Origin of the sequence: Vibrio sp. HDW18, from assembly GCF_011306175.1 — a bacterium.
GTDB classification, from domain to species: Bacteria; Pseudomonadota; Gammaproteobacteria; order Enterobacterales; family Vibrionaceae; genus Vibrio; species Vibrio chanodichtyis.
This window is the reverse complement of the sequence record NZ_CP049913.1, coordinates 188,209-202,403: the sequence shown is the minus strand read 5'-3', so window position 1 is coordinate 202,403 and position 14,195 is coordinate 188,209. Positions and strand designations below refer to the sequence as shown.

The window sequence follows — 14,195 nt, the reverse complement described above, 5'->3', positions numbered from 1 at the left end:
AGTCTGCGGCGACTTGAATTAAGCCGCTTGAATATGGGTGGTGATGTAAGGTTGCCATGCTTGTTGGTACAAATCACGTGAGATACCACGTATTTTGTTGATTTGGGCTTGTTCCCACTCCGTTACGGGGCGCTGTTGTTGGCGAGCGGTGCGTTCAATATGTTGGATCTGCTCATACAACTGATGTTCTGCACCATTTTTCACCTTAGCAATCGCCGCTAAATGAAATTGCACTTCAGCAATAATCTGGGTTTTTGGTAGTTGAACCAGCACGTTGAGATCGCGATAGCCCGATTCGACAGGGTGTTTAAAGCGGTTTTTGACTCGTACAATTGTGGCCGATCGGCTGAGTGTTTCATAAGCGTTGACTAAGCTGGCAATATCATTCGCGACAATGGTTGCCCGAGCTAAATCGGTGATCCGCTCGACTTGACCATCCAACTCTAGGGTGACTTTTTCTAATGCCCGTTGGCGAGATTTCGCTCCCGCAAAATAGGCTTGGGTATTAGTGAGTAACACCGTGCTTTTGCACAGCGTTTCTAATTCCAGCTGTGCTTGGTGTGCTTGGCTATAAAGTACATCGAAATCCTGATAAGGCTGGGTTACTAGGTTGGTTTGATTAGCAATGCCATATAAGCCACTGAGGCTGTGGCGAAACAGTGTCGAGCTGACTTCATTTTGCTGCGACTCCTCACGGTTATCTGGGCTGGGAGTTGAAGTTAATGGCATGGCTGCCATGGCTGGAGCTCGGCTGAGCAATAAAAGCATGAGTGCCGTGGTACGAAGCAGTAAACTCATTCACTCTCCTTAGCTTGCGCTGTTGGGTCAACAAATGAACCGAAAAGGGGGCCTGATAGAGCAATTAAAGCGGTTATTGGTTTGGGTTATCTTGTTGTTACCTCTGTTATTCAATGGGGTTGATGCATGATTTTTACAACTCACGTCTGATCGGAAGCGAGTAGTTGATCACACTCAGATCACCAATAAATCGTTTTCTAATCAGTATTGATTGAGACTGTACATGACTAATCGAGTTCAAACTCGAAGAGTAAACAAATGTAACCGGTAAGCGGGCCTCAGGGATTTTGAGATTGCGAGGGGAGTGACAGGTTGGTTTGCTGGGGATGAAAACGCGCGCTGTTTGATCAGCGCACGTTGGGTATGGTGTGAAGCTGCGAGTTTAATTAGTAATCGATCTTGATCGCTTTTGCGCATTCAATCGCGCGCTCGATGGCTTGTTGGGTGGTTTTACCCCGACTCAGCGCTACCCCTAAACGGCGACGACCGGCGATGTCTGGTTTGCCAAACAAACGCACTTGAGAGTGGGGCACGCTTAATGCCTCATCCAATCCGCTAAACTGAATATTGTGTGATTGGCCGTTACCCAGAATCGCCGCTGAAGCGGCTGGGCCATACTGTACGATTTGGCCAACTGGCAAGCCAGTAAAAGCTCGCACATGTAAGGCAAATTCAGACAACTCTTGAGAAATCAGCGTTACCATTCCGGTATCATGTGGGCGTGGTGAAACTTCATTGAAGATGACTTTATCACCTTTAATAAACAGCTCGACACCAAATAATCCATAACCACCCAGCGCATTAACGACTTGCTCAGCAATGTATTCTGCCGCTTTAATTGCGTTTTCCGACATTTGCTGTGGTTGCCAAGATTCACGGTAGTCTCCCTCTTCTTGACGATGACCAATCGGGGCGCAGAAATGAACGCCATCGACCGCGCGAACGGTGAGCAGCGCGATTTCATAATCAAAATCGACAAAACCTTCGACAATCACTCGGCCTGCGCCAGTACGGCCACCTTGCTGGGCACACTGCCAAGCAGCTTCAATTTGCTCTGGCGTGCGGATCACGCTTTGTCCTTTGCCTGAAGAGCTCATCACTGGCTTGCAGACGCAAGGGAAGCCAATCGCTTCAACGGCACTGACAAAACTTGGATAGCTATCAGCGAATTGATAAGGGGAAGTGGGCAGCGCGAGCTCTTCTGCGGCTAAACGACGGATACCTTCACGGTTCATAGTGAGTAACGTCGCCTGTGCGCTGGGTACGACATTTAAGCCTTGCGATTCTAATTCGACCAATTTACTGGTGGCAATCGCTTCAATTTCAGGCACGACAAAGTGCGGTTTCTCTAGATCGATCACTTGCTGTAGTGCATCGGCGTCGAGCATATCGAACACATGGCTGCGATGGGCGACCTGCATGGCAGGTGCATCGGCGTAACGATCACAGGCAATGACTTCGAGGCCTAGGCGTTGGCACTCAATGGCAACTTCTTTGCCCAGTTCTCCAGAGCCAAGTAAAAGTACTCGTGTGGCGTTATCCCGAGTAGCAGTCCCAAACATAGACAATCCTTATAATCATTCAGTCACATTAGCAAAAAACAGCGGCCATCATACTGGAACGAAATGCAAAAGAAAACGTTTGCTTCCCGCTGTAGCCCGCCAGATTAACCATTAATCGCGTCAAGTTGATGACAGTTTTATGGCGAAAACGGTAGGAGAGCAGTTTGCAAAAAAAAAGAGGCGGAGCGCCTCTTTAGATGATTAGAGTGATAAGTAGGCGAGAGGAATGTCGGGATTAAGCACTTCCAGGGTGGCTTGGGTATCAGCGAGATGGCTAATTTTACCGTTGCAGCTTTCTACTAGGGCGGCCGCTTGGATCTCTGCAAAAGATTCACCGTTGAGCATCAGTTGTGCTAACGCGACTTGTAGTGGCGGTAAGCTTGGGTTGAACGCTGCATTTTCCGCATAAGCCCCTAAGAATACACGACCATTGCGCATGTGTAGGGCGACTCCACTAAAGTTGTGGGTATAAGGCGAGTGGCTACGGTTCATTGCGCGCACCGCGTGTTGGATCAGCTCATCATCATCGTTACAGCTTTGGCCGTGATTGATGGGAGCCATCAAACCGTCTTGAATGCCTAAGTCGGCAGGACCAAATGATTCAGGCAGATATTGTTGCAAGCTTTTTGCCGCACGGTTCGGTAATTGAATATTGAGCGATGCTGCCGTAGTGAGCTCATTCATAAACTGGCGGCAGTGTCCGCAAGGGCTAAAGTTGATGGTGATGTCCGCCACTCCTGTTTCACCTTGCATCCACGCGTGGCTGATCGCGCATTGTTCGGCATGCACCGTTTGGCCTAATTGGGTGCCAGTAAATTCCATATTCGCGCCCAAATACAGGCGCCCAGAGATGCCGCGCACGATAGCACCGACATAGAATTCAGAGATGGGTGCGTAAGAGTAAGAAGCCGCCAACGGAAGCAGTGCAATGCGCAGATTGGCATCTTCTAGCCCAGAGAGGGTTAACAGTTGTTGATACTGCTCGACAGAGAAAGTGGCATCAAAATCCTCGGCGAATACCAATTCACGTAGATATGGGGCAAAAGAAGCCGGCATTGTTTGTAATGCTTGCTCAATACGGTCTCTCATTTTGATTCCTTTTGGTTGCATGGCTGCTTATTTTAGGCAATATCCGATTTAATAAGGTGATAAAAATCACACCTAATAATGTAATTTTACCAATAATTACATTATTAGAGTGAGGTCACGCGAATGAGGTCGATTCACGAACGTTTTGGGCGGGTATTTGGTTGCTAACCCTAGTTAGCGATCGGTGTTATTAGCCAGTACTATCGCAAGAACAGTTCTGTTTTAACCACAGCGCTATTGCAACCACAGAGCCAAAGCAAACAGGCTTGGGGCTAATAGCGAAGTAATAATGCCGCATACCACCAGTGCCAATGAGCTAAAGGCGGCATCACGCGGATCTTTTTCTGCGCAGCTCGCGGTACCTAACGCGTGTGATACCGTGCCCATGGTCAGCCCCCTCGCAATCGGGTGAGTAATGTTGAGCAGTTGGTAAATTGGGTAAGCGAGGATCGCGCCAAATAGTCCAACTAGAAGCACTAAAATGGCCGCAATAGCCGGCTCGCCCCCTAATTGACGAGTCACTTCCATCGCGATCGGAGTGGTGACCGATTTACCCATTAATGCGGCGATCAGTTGACTATCTGCGCCCATACTAACCGCAATCACACTGGTGGTGATCATCGACATCACACTGCCTACGCCACAGGCAAAGGTGATAATTCGCCAGTTGGTGCGAATTTGTGGTAGCTGCTCATACAGTGGGTATGCCAAAGCCACCACGGCCGGTTGCAGTAAATAACTCAGCCACTGGTTGTCGGCGTAGTAGGTGTCAAACGGCACATCAAGATAAGTCAACAACGGGATCAGTAGGCCAATGCTGATCAGTAACGGATTGGCTAATGGTGTATTGCATTTTTGCGCTACCCAGCGCGCGCTAAAAAAGACCAGTAGGGTGACAATCAACCACATGATTTTTTCCCCTTCTTGAGTAGACGATCGAGCAGCAGACCTAGCGTGACCATCACCAATAATGTGCCACCAATCGCACCGGCTAAAATCGGGGCGATATTGGCGACTAAAGTATCGAAATGCACCATTAAACCAACGCTGATCGGCACGAACAGCAGGATCATATAGCGAATAAATAAGCTGGCACTCGGTTTGACCCATTCTACTGGTACTAAGCCGCTGGCCATCAGAGCAAATAAAATCAGTAAGCCTAAGATACTGCTAGGAATAGCAATGCCGAGCCAAGTTTGTAAATGGACGCCGGCAAGCAGACAGAGGAAAATCAGTCCCATCGAGACCACGTATTGCGCGATTGTTTTCAGCATGGTTCACATCAGCAAGTAAAAAATAAACGTTAAGTTAATAAGCCAGTCGTTCAACGTAATGGTAAACCGATTTTAGAATTGCCATTTTCTTTTGGTCAGCTTGATGTTCAAGAACTAAGTTTTCCAAATTAAGCATATAACTCTCAAGATGGCGTTCAAAATAGTCGCGGCAATGTGCTGCCCAGCGACGTTGTTCGCTATCATTTAACGTTTGTGGATAATGGCGTGCGCGATAGCGAAATAGCAGGGGTTCGATGCGTTTATCGGCCACGCGAATCGCTAAACTAGCGAGATGGTCGGGGTCGGTGGTGCGGATGATATCCATTGCGGCGCGATCGGCGGGTGAGAAGAATCCATCGTACAGTTGGCTATCCACATCTTGTGCTTGGCTAAACTCCCGTGATTGATTAAATACGTTGACCAATTTCTCACGAATTTCAGGATGCTGACGGATCAACTGCAAATGGGCCAGACATTGGGCGCGATCAATACCGATCTGCTCGGCATTCTCTGCGGTTAGGGTTTTGGCCGGCGCGAGGATTGGGCACTTATTAAGATGCACCAGTTTCACCGGCACTGGCTGTTCATCGGCGGCTAAATCTTCATAACGAGTATAAAGACGATCGTGCAAGGTTTCTGCATCCAGATCGAAGAGCGGCTGAGGATCTTTGGCCAAATCGACCACAACTACTGCATTTTGGTTGGTGGGATGCCAAGCAATCGGCACAATCCAACTGGTGTATTGGCGCTCACGCCCCAGCATGCCGGAAACATGCATCAGCGGGGTTTGATTAACAATATCAATCAATTCGGTCAGTTTGCGCTTGTGGCGCATGGTGAAAAAATACTCAAATAGCTTCGGCTGGGCCGCTTTAATTTTTTTAGCCAACTCAATGGTGGCCAGCACATCGGCCATTGCATCGTGCGCATTACTGTGTTCAATGCCATTGGCCACTGAAAGGTGCTCCAGCTTAAAGCTGGTAAAGCCTTGCTCATTTTCTGGCCAGACGATCCCATCTGGGCGCAGCGCGTGACAAGCGCGCATCACATCGAGCAGATCCCAGCGTGAATTGCCGTGTTGCCAGCTCCAGGCATAAGGGTCAATAAAGTTGCGATAGCAAGTATAGCGAGTCACTTCATCATCAAAACGGATGCTGTTATAGCCGAGGCTAATGGTATTTGGGGTGGAGAGCTCCGCGTGGATCCTTGCAATAAACTCCGGTTCAGGCAAACCTTGCTGGTTGGCGGTTTGCGGGGTAATGCCGGTGATCAGCGCCGCTTCTGGGCCTGGTAAATAATCATTCGGCAATTGACAGTAAATTACCAGCGGCTCGCCAATAATGTTGAAATCCATATCGGTTCGAACACCGGCAAACTGACTAGGACGATCTTGCGCGGGATTGACTCCCCAAGTCTCATAATCGAGGAAGAAAAAAGTGGGTTGGTGTTCTTGCTGCATGTGGCTGACCAAATCGCGAAAGGTGCGGTTATTAGACCATCCTGTCTCTGACATAGCAATTGCTGCTCGGGGCTTGCGGCGGATTTGTGGTTTTTTATCATCAAAAAGCCGATGCAGGGCATCGGCTTGAATAGAAGGACAATTTAGGCTTGTTGAGTTTGTGGCTCACTTGATGTGGTTTGCTTGAGCAAACGGCTAGTGACGGTACCTGCCGTCATCGAGCCAGAGACGTTAAGTGCGGTACGCGCCATATCAATCAGCGGTTCGATAGAGATCAGCAGTGCGGCAATCGTTACCGGTAAGCCCATGGCTGGCAACACAATCAGAGCTGCGAAGGTTGCACCGCCACCGACCCCAGCGATACCAAATGAGCTAATGGTGATCATCGCGATCAGTGATAGCATAAAATGAATATCAAGTGGGTTGATGCCTACGGTTGGGGCGACCATCACCGCCAACATGGCAGGATAAATCCCAGCACAGCCGTTTTGACCAATTGTGGCACCAAATGACGCAGAAAGGTTCGCAATCGCGGGTGGCACGTTCAGTTTGGTGATTTGCGCTTCCACATTAAGTGGAATGGTCGCGGCTGAACTGCGTGAGGTGAACGCGAAGGTCAGCACTGGCCAGATATTTTTAAAGTAAACCGTTGGGTTGACGCCAACCAGTCCGACCAGTAGGCCATGCACCACAAACATCAGTGCAATCGCCACATAGGAGGCGACGATAAAGCCGAGCAGACTGAGAATATCTGCCGCACTGGATGTCGCCACTACTTTAGCCATTAGCGCGGCAATCCCGTAAGGGGTCAGCGCCATGATCATTTTTACTAGACGCATCACAATCGATTGTGCCGCTTCCACAAAAGTGCGAATAGGGGTGGCGAGCTCTTGTTTATCGGCAATCACTTTACGTGCCGCAATACCGGTCAGCACCCCAAAGATTACCACCGCGATAATAGACGTCGAACGCGCGCCGGTTAAATCAGCAAACGGGTTGGTGGGTATAAAGCTGACCAGCAGTTGTGGAATGGTGAGATCCGCCACACTGGATACGCGGCTTTCTAAAACGGCAATCCGCGCGGTTTCACGACTGCCGGTAATCAGCCCTTCAGCGGTTAGGCCGAAAGCTTGGGTAATCACAATACCGATCAAGGCTGAAATCGCTGTGGTGATCAGCAAAATACCAATAGTTAAACCAGAAATTTTGCCAAGTGAACCATTTTTATCTAGGCGTACCACCGCCGAAATCATCGAAACCAGCACTAGTGGCATGATGACCATTTTCAGCAAACCGACATAACCATCGCCGACAATACCAATCCAAGAGAGAGTCTCTTGAATAGCCAAATGGCCTTCACCTAGAATGACTTGTAGTGCCAAACCAAAGGCACTACCAAGCATTAAACCGAATAAAACTTGACGAGAAAGAGTGGCTGATTTTTTTTGCAGCCCAAACAGAAACAGCAATAAACCTGCGAAAATCACCAGCGCAGCGAGAGTAATCACCGACATTATATAATCCTTATTGGCAGGGATGGCACGCTTGAGCAAGCTCAACGCCCCATCCTAAATGAGAATACTTTTCAGCAATATAGCGATCACTATCACAAAAATAAACGCAGAAAAAATCATGTGTTATAACTAATCGTTATCAAACATCGAGATCTGATTAATCTCAAATCAGTCTGCGTGCACTTTGTGTGATTGGTGGTGCTTTTGTGAGCGGCTGACTCATGAGTCTCAATAAAACTAGCCCCAAAATGCATTATCCGAGAGCAACCTGCGCAGCCAATCGACATCGTTGATGGCTAATTGATTTGCCCCTTAACGGGAGGTGCTGGTTAGTTAAAGCATGTGAAGGTTTTGGCTTTGCGGTGTAGAGCGAGTAGACTGTGCCAACTCTTTCTCATGCCTCAAAAAGACGTAAGGACACCCACATGCTAGATCGCTCATTCAGCGCCGAAATCCAACAACGGATCGATCAAAAAACCAAACCGCTTGGTGCGTTAGGTCAACTTGAACGCGTTGCTCATCAACTGGCTTTAATTCAAAGTCAAAATAAGCCGCATGTGGTCACCCAGCTTGAAATTTGCCAACCGACCGTGTTGGTGTTTGCCGCCGATCACGGTATTGCGGCGCAAGGGGTCAGCATTGCGCCGAGCGCGGTGACCGAGCAAATGGTGAGTAATTTCCTTGCCGGTGGCGCAGCGATCAACTGTTTTTGTCGAACCGAGCAAGCCGCGCTACGGGTGGTTGATTGTGGCATTTTGCGCGAGCAGCCAGCCCATCCTGCTTTGATTGAACAGCGTCTTGGTGCCGGTACGCACAATTTTGCTGAACAAGCGGCGATGAGTGCGCAGCAAGTGGCAATCGGGTTAGAACTTGGCAGCGCCTTGATTGAGCGTGAAGTGGCTGCGGGTTGTAACGTATTGATGTTTGGTGAAATGGGCATTGGCAATACCAGTAGCGCGGCGGCGATTTTGGCGGCACTTTCTGGGCTACCACTTGAGGTGTGTGTCGGACGTGGAACTGGAATTAGCGATGCCCAGTTTAAGCGCAAATTGCAGTTGGTCGGCGAAGGCGCTAGCCGCTGTTTAGGGATGTCACCCCACGAGGTGTTATGCCAAGTTGGTGGCTTCGAAATTGTACAGATGGTGGGGGCTTTTCTTGGCGCTTATCAAAAGCAAACCCCTGTATTGGTGGATGGTTTTATTGTTACGGTAGCAGCTTATGTAGCGACCTTAATTGAGCCGAATGTGCGTGATTATTTGTTGTTTGCCCACAGTTCGCAAGAAACGGGTCATCGGGCGGTATTGCAATTACTCGGCGCTGAGCCACTGCTTGATTTAGGCTTACGCTTAGGTGAAGGTACCGGCGCCGTGTTGGCGCTGAGCCTAGTGCGTGCGGCGGTTGAGTTTTATAACCATATGGCCAGTTTTGCTGACGCGGGAGTGACGGTGTAATGGCAGCTATCTTTCGTTATCAACTGGAACTTTTTTTGCTGGCAGTGAGTTTTTTTTCACGCTTACCAGTACCCGTAAATTTGCCCTATAGCAGTCAGCGAATGAATCAGGCTGGGCGTTATTTTGCTTTGGTTGGATTGCTGTTAGGTGGGCTGTGCGCAGTGATTTATTCACTGGCGACGCAACTTTTTTCAACCAATATTAGTGTGTTTCTAACCATCGTCTTCAGCCTATTGCTGACAGGAGCATTCCATGAAGATGGCTTAGCCGATATGGCGGACGGTGTTGGCGGCGGGATGACTACAGAACGTCGTTTAGCGATCATGAAAGATAGTCGGATTGGGACTTACGGAGCCAGTGCGCTATTGATGGCATTGCTGGGTAAATATGTACTGCTGACTGAGTTGGCGGATTTGACCACTTTAACCCCGGTTTGGCTGCTGGCTTATACCTTAAGCCGCACGGTAGCGGCTTCACTGATCCACAATACACCGTATGTTTCGGATACTGACAGCAGTAAAAGTAAACCACTGGCTCAGCAGCAGTCGGCTAGTGATGTGGCGATATTAGTATTGAGTGCATTGGTAGTATTGCTGTGGTTCTCTTGGCCAGTGATCTGGAGCATGATTGCATTTAGCTTGGTTTTTCGCCTGTTGTTTCGCCACTGGCTACTTAAACGGTTAGGCGGTTTTACTGGCGATTGTCTCGGTGCGGCACAGCAATTGATGGAAATTAGCATCTATTTAATATTGCTGGCTTTCTTGCAGCATGAGTGGCTGATTTAGGAGGCGATATGAGTGTGCATTTGATTTTAGGTGGTGCGCGCAGTGGCAAATCTGGCTATGCCGAGCAGTTAGCACAGCAAACGGCGCAGACGCACTCGGCCACTTTGCATTATGTGGCCACTGCCACCGCACTGGATGTTGAAATGAGTGCGCGTATTGCACATCATCAAGCTCGGCGTACGGCTGAGTGGGTTGAGCATGAAGTACCGCTCAAGCTTGCGGAGGTTTTGCTGCAATTTACCGCCGACGATGTGGTGCTGGTGGATTGTTTGACCTTATGGCTTAACAATGTGCTGTTTGAGCATCAAGCCACGTTGACTCATACGTTATTAGAACAGCAGATTGAGCTATTACTGGCGGCTTTGGCACACAACCCTGCGAAAATCATATTGGTCAGTAATGAAGTAGGCATGGGTGTAGTGCCGATGGGTGAGCTCACACGCCTGTTTGTCGATCATGCTGGCTGGATGAATCAGAAAATTGCCGCGTTAGCCAATGCGGTGACTTTTGTGGTGGCGGGATTGCCCCTGCGTTTAAAAGATGAGTGATCCGACAATGATTCGAATCTGGTTGCTGCGCCATGGTAAAACGGAAGGCGTTGCTGCGCTGAATGGAGTGACCGATGTCGCAGTGCCCAGTTCAGTGCAGCAACAAATTGCCGCGCAGGTAGTGGCATTACCTTTTGCTCGGGTGATCAGTTCGCCTTTACGCCGCTGTGCTGATTTAGCACAACATATTCAACAGGCTCGTCCAGAGATCCGTCTCGATTTCGATCCCCAACTGCAAGAGCTCAATTTTGGCCTGTTTGATGGTCAGAGTTTTAGCGAATTAGCCAGTGCATGGCCATTATTGGAAGCTTTTTGGCAAGATCCGGCTCAGCATACTTTGCCGCAAGCTGAATCGTTAGCCGACGCTTATCAACGTGTCACCCAAGCATGGCTGCAATGGCTAGCTGAGTTAGACCGCGATACGTTGATTATCTGCCATGCTGGTACTATCCGCTTGATTTTGGCTCAAGTGTTAGGTGTCGATTGGCGCAATCCTCACTGGTACAGTCGGCTCAATATTCCTTATCAATCGGTGACTGAACTGACGGTGTATCGCGGCGAGCCGCCGGTGGTGTGTGTCAATCGGATCGGTAGCCCGCTTAGTCAGCCATTATAAAGCCGGTTGAATATAGAGTGTCACCCTTGATAAATGCTAGAATTTATCACCTTGTCGCAGCCATCTTGCTGATTATCAAAAGGATCGGCTAGCGCTTGTTTTCATCAATCTGTGGTCAATCGTGAGTGATAAGTGGGATCGCCTTGGCATAAATTGCTCGCACGATTTCTTAACATACCGCTGTGCAATAAAGGAGTAGCGCATGACGAAATCCCTCTTTCGCCAATCTTTTCTTCTCGACAGCTTAGATGTTGATCATCCAACCGTGACGCAGTCAGTGACGACGGCACAAGGTGTAACCTTGCAACTGCATCAACCTGGCGTGCTGGAAGTGATCCCTGCCGAGCAGGATCAGCAGACTCAGCACATTGTGATCTGTGCCGCGCTGCATGGTGATGATGCCGCTCCGATCGAGCTGATGGATAAATGGCTTGAAGATATTCAGAGTGGATTTCAAGTGGTGACGGAGCGCTGCCTGTTTATCCTTGCCCATCCACTGGCCATTCAACGTCAAGTGCGCTTTATTGATCAGGATCTTAATCAATTATTTGATGAACAAGCACACGCCGCGAGCTGCGAACTGGCGATTGCCGAAACGTTAAAGGCGCGGCTTAAGTCATTTTTTCAAGGGACAGAGCCTAGCTCGCGTTGGCATTTTGATCTGCAATGTGCCAGTCGCGACTCGAAGCACTATTCATTTGCCATCAGCCCTAAGTCGCGTCATGCAGTACGCAGTCGCCGTTTGCTGCAGTTTATCGAGCACGCTCATATTGATGCGGTCATGTTATCTAATGCACCTTCTAACCGTTTTAGCTGCTATTCAGCCGAGCAATTTGCCGCCCAAGCATTGACTTTAGAGTTAGGGCAGGTGGCGCGTTTAGGTGAGCATTCGTTGCACAGGTTGGTCGCATTTGATTTAGCCGTGCGTGATCTGATAGCACGCCACGTCCCTGAGCATTTGCCACGCAAAACGGTGATGTATCGCGTGAGTCGCACGATTGTGCGTTTGCATGAAAACTTTACTTTTCGGTTTAATGAGAATATCGAGAATTTCACCACGTTTATGCACGGTGAAGTGTTTGGTTATGATGGGGATAAACCCTTGATGGCTAAAAATGAAGGGGAGGCGATTGTGTTCCCTGAACCTCATGTGGCGATCGGTCAAGCGGCGGCATTGATGGTTTGCAAAGTAAATGCGCGTTATGAGGATGACCAACTGGTGTACGACTGACCCATCGTTTGATCTTGATAAATTCCTTGGTATGAACTCCTTTCTATTTAAATGGCTTAACGGTAAGGTTAGGCCATTCTTTTTGCTATGAATGACAAGATGGATTTTCATCGATTACTCCAACAAAAACACCAGCGCTGGCGACGCAGCGGTTATTGGCTATGTGGATTTCTTTTCGTGCTGTGTACGGTTTATCTGCTGGTGGGCGAGCTGTGGCTATCGCCATTTTCTACTTGGTCGCCTTTAGAGCAGCAATTGGTATGGCAGCTGCGCTTACCTCGTTTACTAGCGGCGGCAGTGATCGGCGGCTGTCTGGCTATCGCTGGTGCGACGTTACAAGTCCTACTTGGTAATGTGCTGGCTGAACCGGGCGTGATTGGGGTTTCCGGTGGTGCCAGTGTGGCGATGGTGATCTTGCTGCTGTTTTTCCCAACTTTAAATTCGCCTCTGGCGTTTATGCTCGCTGCGGTGTGCGGGGCGCTACTGTTTACCCTGCTCTTAGTGAGCATGGCGCGCAAACTGCGCCTGACTACCGCGAGATTACTGTTAGTGGGGGTGGCATTAGGGATTTTATCTGGCGCGGTGGTGACTTGGGCGTTCTACTTTAGCGACGATTTAGGTTTGCGCCAATTAATGTACTGGTTAATGGGCAGTGTCGCGGGGGTGAGTTGGCATCAACATTTACTTTCCTTGCTTGCACTTCCGGTGCTGGTGTGGCTTGCGCTCCAAGGTGGCGTGTTGGATAAACTGATGCTTGGTGAAGGGCATGCCAAGCAGCTAGGGGTGGATATTCATCATATCCGCTGGCGGTTAATTCTTGCGATTGCTTTACTGATTGGTGCGTCCGTTGCGCTCGGGGGTGTGATCGGTTTTGTTGGTTTGGTGGTGCCGCATTTACTGCGCTTAACCCTTGGCTCAGAAAATCGTTTACTACTGCCGATGTCGGCATTGTGTGGCGCGTTCTTACTGATCAGTGCCGATTTAGTGGCGCGTTTGGCATTGAGCAGTGGTGAATTGCCGCTCGGTGTGGTCACGACCACTTTAGGCGCACCGATTTTTATCTGGATGCTGGTGAAAAATCATGATTCGTGTTGAAAGTCTGCAGGTTGATGCTCGCTTATTGCCACTTTCACTGCAGATTAACGCTGGTGAAATTTGGCATGTAGTTGGCCCCAATGGCAGTGGTAAAAGTACCTTGCTTGCCGCCTTAGCCGGTATGATCCCTTTTGCGGGTTTCATTCAGATTGATGGGCTGTCCGTCGGCAATGCCAGCTTAGCGGAATTGGCACGCTATCGCGCTTATTTGGCACAAAATGATAAACCCAGCTTTCAATTGCAGGTATTTCAATATCTAGCGCTGTCGATCCCTGCAGGGATGACGATCGACAGTCCTGAAGTTGCTGGTGAAATTGAGCAGATCAGCCGCCTGCTCGATATTGACGATAAACTGCATCGCTCGATTCATCAGCTCTCGGGCGGTGAGTGGCAGCGAGTGCGTTTAGCCGGCAGTTGTTTACAGGTTGCACCGCGTTTAAATCCGGCCGCACGGCTTTTGATCTGGGATGAGCCCGCCGCAGCACTTGATATTGCGCAAGAGAGTTTGTTATATCGCTTAATCGCGCACATGGCTGAGCAGGGCTTAACCGTTGTCATGGCTAATCATGATCTTAATCGGACCTTGCGCCATGCCGATCAGGTATTACTGCTCGGTAATGGCGTGCTCCATCGTGCGGGTCAGGCTAATGAGGTATTGCAGCCAGCAATCCTGCAAGCGGTATTTGGCACCACGATTCGTCGCGCTGAGCTGGCGGGAGAGGCTTATTTATTATTTGATTAATTATTTGATTGAACGCGCCCCACCACCTTGT

Annotated in this window: 14 protein-coding genes; 7 read left to right on the top strand and 7 right to left on the bottom strand. The window is 49.3% G+C overall.

Going from position 1 to position 14,195, the window contains the following annotated elements; all coding sequences use genetic code 11:
- Positions 1 to 18 precede the first annotated feature (18 nt).
- The 7 genes from G7083_RS00865 to G7083_RS00835 all read right to left on the bottom strand — a co-directional run bounded on the left by G7083_RS00865 (position 19) and on the right by G7083_RS00835 (position 7,696).
- Positions 19 to 798, bottom strand: a complete 780-nt coding sequence (locus tag G7083_RS00865) for a phosphoribosylglycinamide formyltransferase (protein ID WP_166013142.1) — start codon at positions 796 to 798, stop codon at positions 19 to 21.
- A gap of 386 nt (positions 799 to 1,184) precedes the next feature.
- The gene (purT, locus tag G7083_RS00860; protein ID WP_166013141.1) at positions 1,185 to 2,360 is read right to left on the bottom strand and encodes a phosphoribosylglycinamide formyltransferase 2; all 1,176 of its coding nucleotides are present in this window, start codon (positions 2,358 to 2,360) and stop codon (positions 1,185 to 1,187) included.
- Between the two features lie 201 nt (positions 2,361 to 2,561).
- Positions 2,562 to 3,449: a cytidine deaminase gene (gene cdd, locus G7083_RS00855; protein ID WP_166013140.1), complete on the bottom strand. Its 888-nt coding sequence runs from the start codon at positions 3,447 to 3,449 to the stop codon at positions 2,562 to 2,564.
- A 234-nt stretch (positions 3,450 to 3,683) separates the two neighbouring features.
- Positions 3,684 to 4,358, bottom strand: a complete 675-nt coding sequence (locus G7083_RS00850; protein ID WP_166013139.1) for a CidB/LrgB family autolysis modulator — start codon at positions 4,356 to 4,358, stop codon at positions 3,684 to 3,686.
- Positions 4,349 to 4,723 carry a CidA/LrgA family protein gene (locus G7083_RS00845; protein WP_166013138.1) on the bottom strand — a complete coding sequence of 125 codons (375 nt, stop codon included), beginning with the start codon at positions 4,721 to 4,723 and terminating at the stop codon, positions 4,349 to 4,351. The genes G7083_RS00850 and G7083_RS00845 overlap by 10 nt, the downstream gene beginning before the upstream one ends.
- Before the next feature lie 34 nt (positions 4,724 to 4,757).
- A complete protein-coding gene (gene sbcB / locus G7083_RS00840) occupies positions 4,758 to 6,182 on the bottom strand; it encodes an exodeoxyribonuclease I (protein ID WP_166014961.1) in 1,425 nt (474 codons plus the stop codon).
- 143 nt (positions 6,183 to 6,325) lie between these two features.
- Entirely contained in the window at positions 6,326 to 7,696 is a 1,371-nt protein-coding gene (locus G7083_RS00835; protein WP_166013137.1) for an L-cystine transporter, read from the bottom strand.
- A 425-nt stretch (positions 7,697 to 8,121) separates the two neighbouring features.
- Here G7083_RS00835 and cobT point away from each other — a divergent pair, with 425 nt between their 5' ends.
- From cobT to btuD, 7 genes are all read left to right on the top strand, one after another.
- Positions 8,122 to 9,147, top strand: a complete 1,026-nt coding sequence (gene cobT / locus G7083_RS00830) for a nicotinate-nucleotide--dimethylbenzimidazole phosphoribosyltransferase (protein WP_166013136.1) — start codon at positions 8,122 to 8,124, stop codon at positions 9,145 to 9,147.
- Positions 9,147 to 9,932: an adenosylcobinamide-GDP ribazoletransferase gene (locus tag G7083_RS00825; RefSeq protein WP_166013135.1), complete on the top strand. Its 786-nt coding sequence runs from the start codon at positions 9,147 to 9,149 to the stop codon at positions 9,930 to 9,932. The genes cobT and G7083_RS00825 overlap by 1 nt, the downstream gene beginning before the upstream one ends.
- 8 nt (positions 9,933 to 9,940) lie before the next feature.
- A complete protein-coding gene (cobU, locus tag G7083_RS00820; protein ID WP_166013134.1) occupies positions 9,941 to 10,480 on the top strand; it encodes a bifunctional adenosylcobinamide kinase/adenosylcobinamide-phosphate guanylyltransferase in 540 nt (179 codons plus the stop codon).
- Between the two features lie 7 nt (positions 10,481 to 10,487).
- Entirely contained in the window at positions 10,488 to 11,096 is a 609-nt protein-coding gene (locus tag G7083_RS00815; protein WP_166013133.1) for a histidine phosphatase family protein, read from the top strand.
- Between the two features lie 202 nt (positions 11,097 to 11,298).
- Positions 11,299 to 12,327: a succinylglutamate desuccinylase gene (locus G7083_RS00810; RefSeq protein WP_166013132.1), complete on the top strand. Its 1,029-nt coding sequence runs from the start codon at positions 11,299 to 11,301 to the stop codon at positions 12,325 to 12,327.
- Between the two features lie 99 nt (positions 12,328 to 12,426).
- Positions 12,427 to 13,422: a vitamin B12 ABC transporter permease BtuC gene (gene btuC, locus G7083_RS00805; RefSeq protein WP_166013131.1), complete on the top strand. Its 996-nt coding sequence runs from the start codon at positions 12,427 to 12,429 to the stop codon at positions 13,420 to 13,422.
- Positions 13,409 to 14,164, top strand: a complete 756-nt coding sequence (gene btuD / locus G7083_RS00800) for a vitamin B12 ABC transporter ATP-binding protein BtuD (protein ID WP_166013130.1) — start codon at positions 13,409 to 13,411, stop codon at positions 14,162 to 14,164. The genes btuC and btuD overlap by 14 nt, the downstream gene beginning before the upstream one ends.
- Positions 14,165 to 14,195 lie beyond the last annotated feature (31 nt).

What these genes read in the sequence shown, in the direction of transcription:
- cobT (WP_166013136.1), top strand. Translation starts at nt 8,122, where the DNA reads ATGCTAGATCGCTCATTCAGCGCCGAAATCCAACAACGGATCGATCAA.
- btuC (WP_166013131.1), top strand. Translation starts at nt 12,427, where the DNA reads ATGGATTTTCATCGATTACTCCAACAAAAACACCAGCGCTGGCGACGC.
- cobU (WP_166013134.1), top strand. Translation starts at nt 9,941, where the DNA reads ATGAGTGTGCATTTGATTTTAGGTGGTGCGCGCAGTGGCAAATCTGGC.
- cdd (WP_166013140.1), bottom strand. Translation starts at nt 3,449, where the DNA reads ATGAGAGACCGTATTGAGCAAGCATTACAAACAATGCCGGCTTCTTTT.
- G7083_RS00865 (WP_166013142.1), bottom strand. Translation starts at nt 798, where the DNA reads ATGAGTTTACTGCTTCGTACCACGGCACTCATGCTTTTATTGCTCAGC.
- G7083_RS00850 (WP_166013139.1), bottom strand. Translation starts at nt 4,358, where the DNA reads ATGTGGTTGATTGTCACCCTACTGGTCTTTTTTAGCGCGCGCTGGGTA.
- G7083_RS00815 (WP_166013133.1), top strand. Translation starts at nt 10,488, where the DNA reads ATGATTCGAATCTGGTTGCTGCGCCATGGTAAAACGGAAGGCGTTGCT.
- G7083_RS00835 (WP_166013137.1), bottom strand. Translation starts at nt 7,696, where the DNA reads ATGTCGGTGATTACTCTCGCTGCGCTGGTGATTTTCGCAGGTTTATTG.
- G7083_RS00825 (WP_166013135.1), top strand. Translation starts at nt 9,147, where the DNA reads ATGGCAGCTATCTTTCGTTATCAACTGGAACTTTTTTTGCTGGCAGTG.
- sbcB (WP_166014961.1), bottom strand. Translation starts at nt 6,182, where the DNA reads ATGCAGCAAGAACACCAACCCACTTTTTTCTTCCTCGATTATGAGACT.
- btuD (WP_166013130.1), top strand. Translation starts at nt 13,409, where the DNA reads ATGATTCGTGTTGAAAGTCTGCAGGTTGATGCTCGCTTATTGCCACTT.
- G7083_RS00845 (WP_166013138.1), bottom strand. Translation starts at nt 4,723, where the DNA reads ATGCTGAAAACAATCGCGCAATACGTGGTCTCGATGGGACTGATTTTC.
- purT (WP_166013141.1), bottom strand. Translation starts at nt 2,360, where the DNA reads ATGTTTGGGACTGCTACTCGGGATAACGCCACACGAGTACTTTTACTT.
- G7083_RS00810 (WP_166013132.1), top strand. Translation starts at nt 11,299, where the DNA reads ATGACGAAATCCCTCTTTCGCCAATCTTTTCTTCTCGACAGCTTAGAT.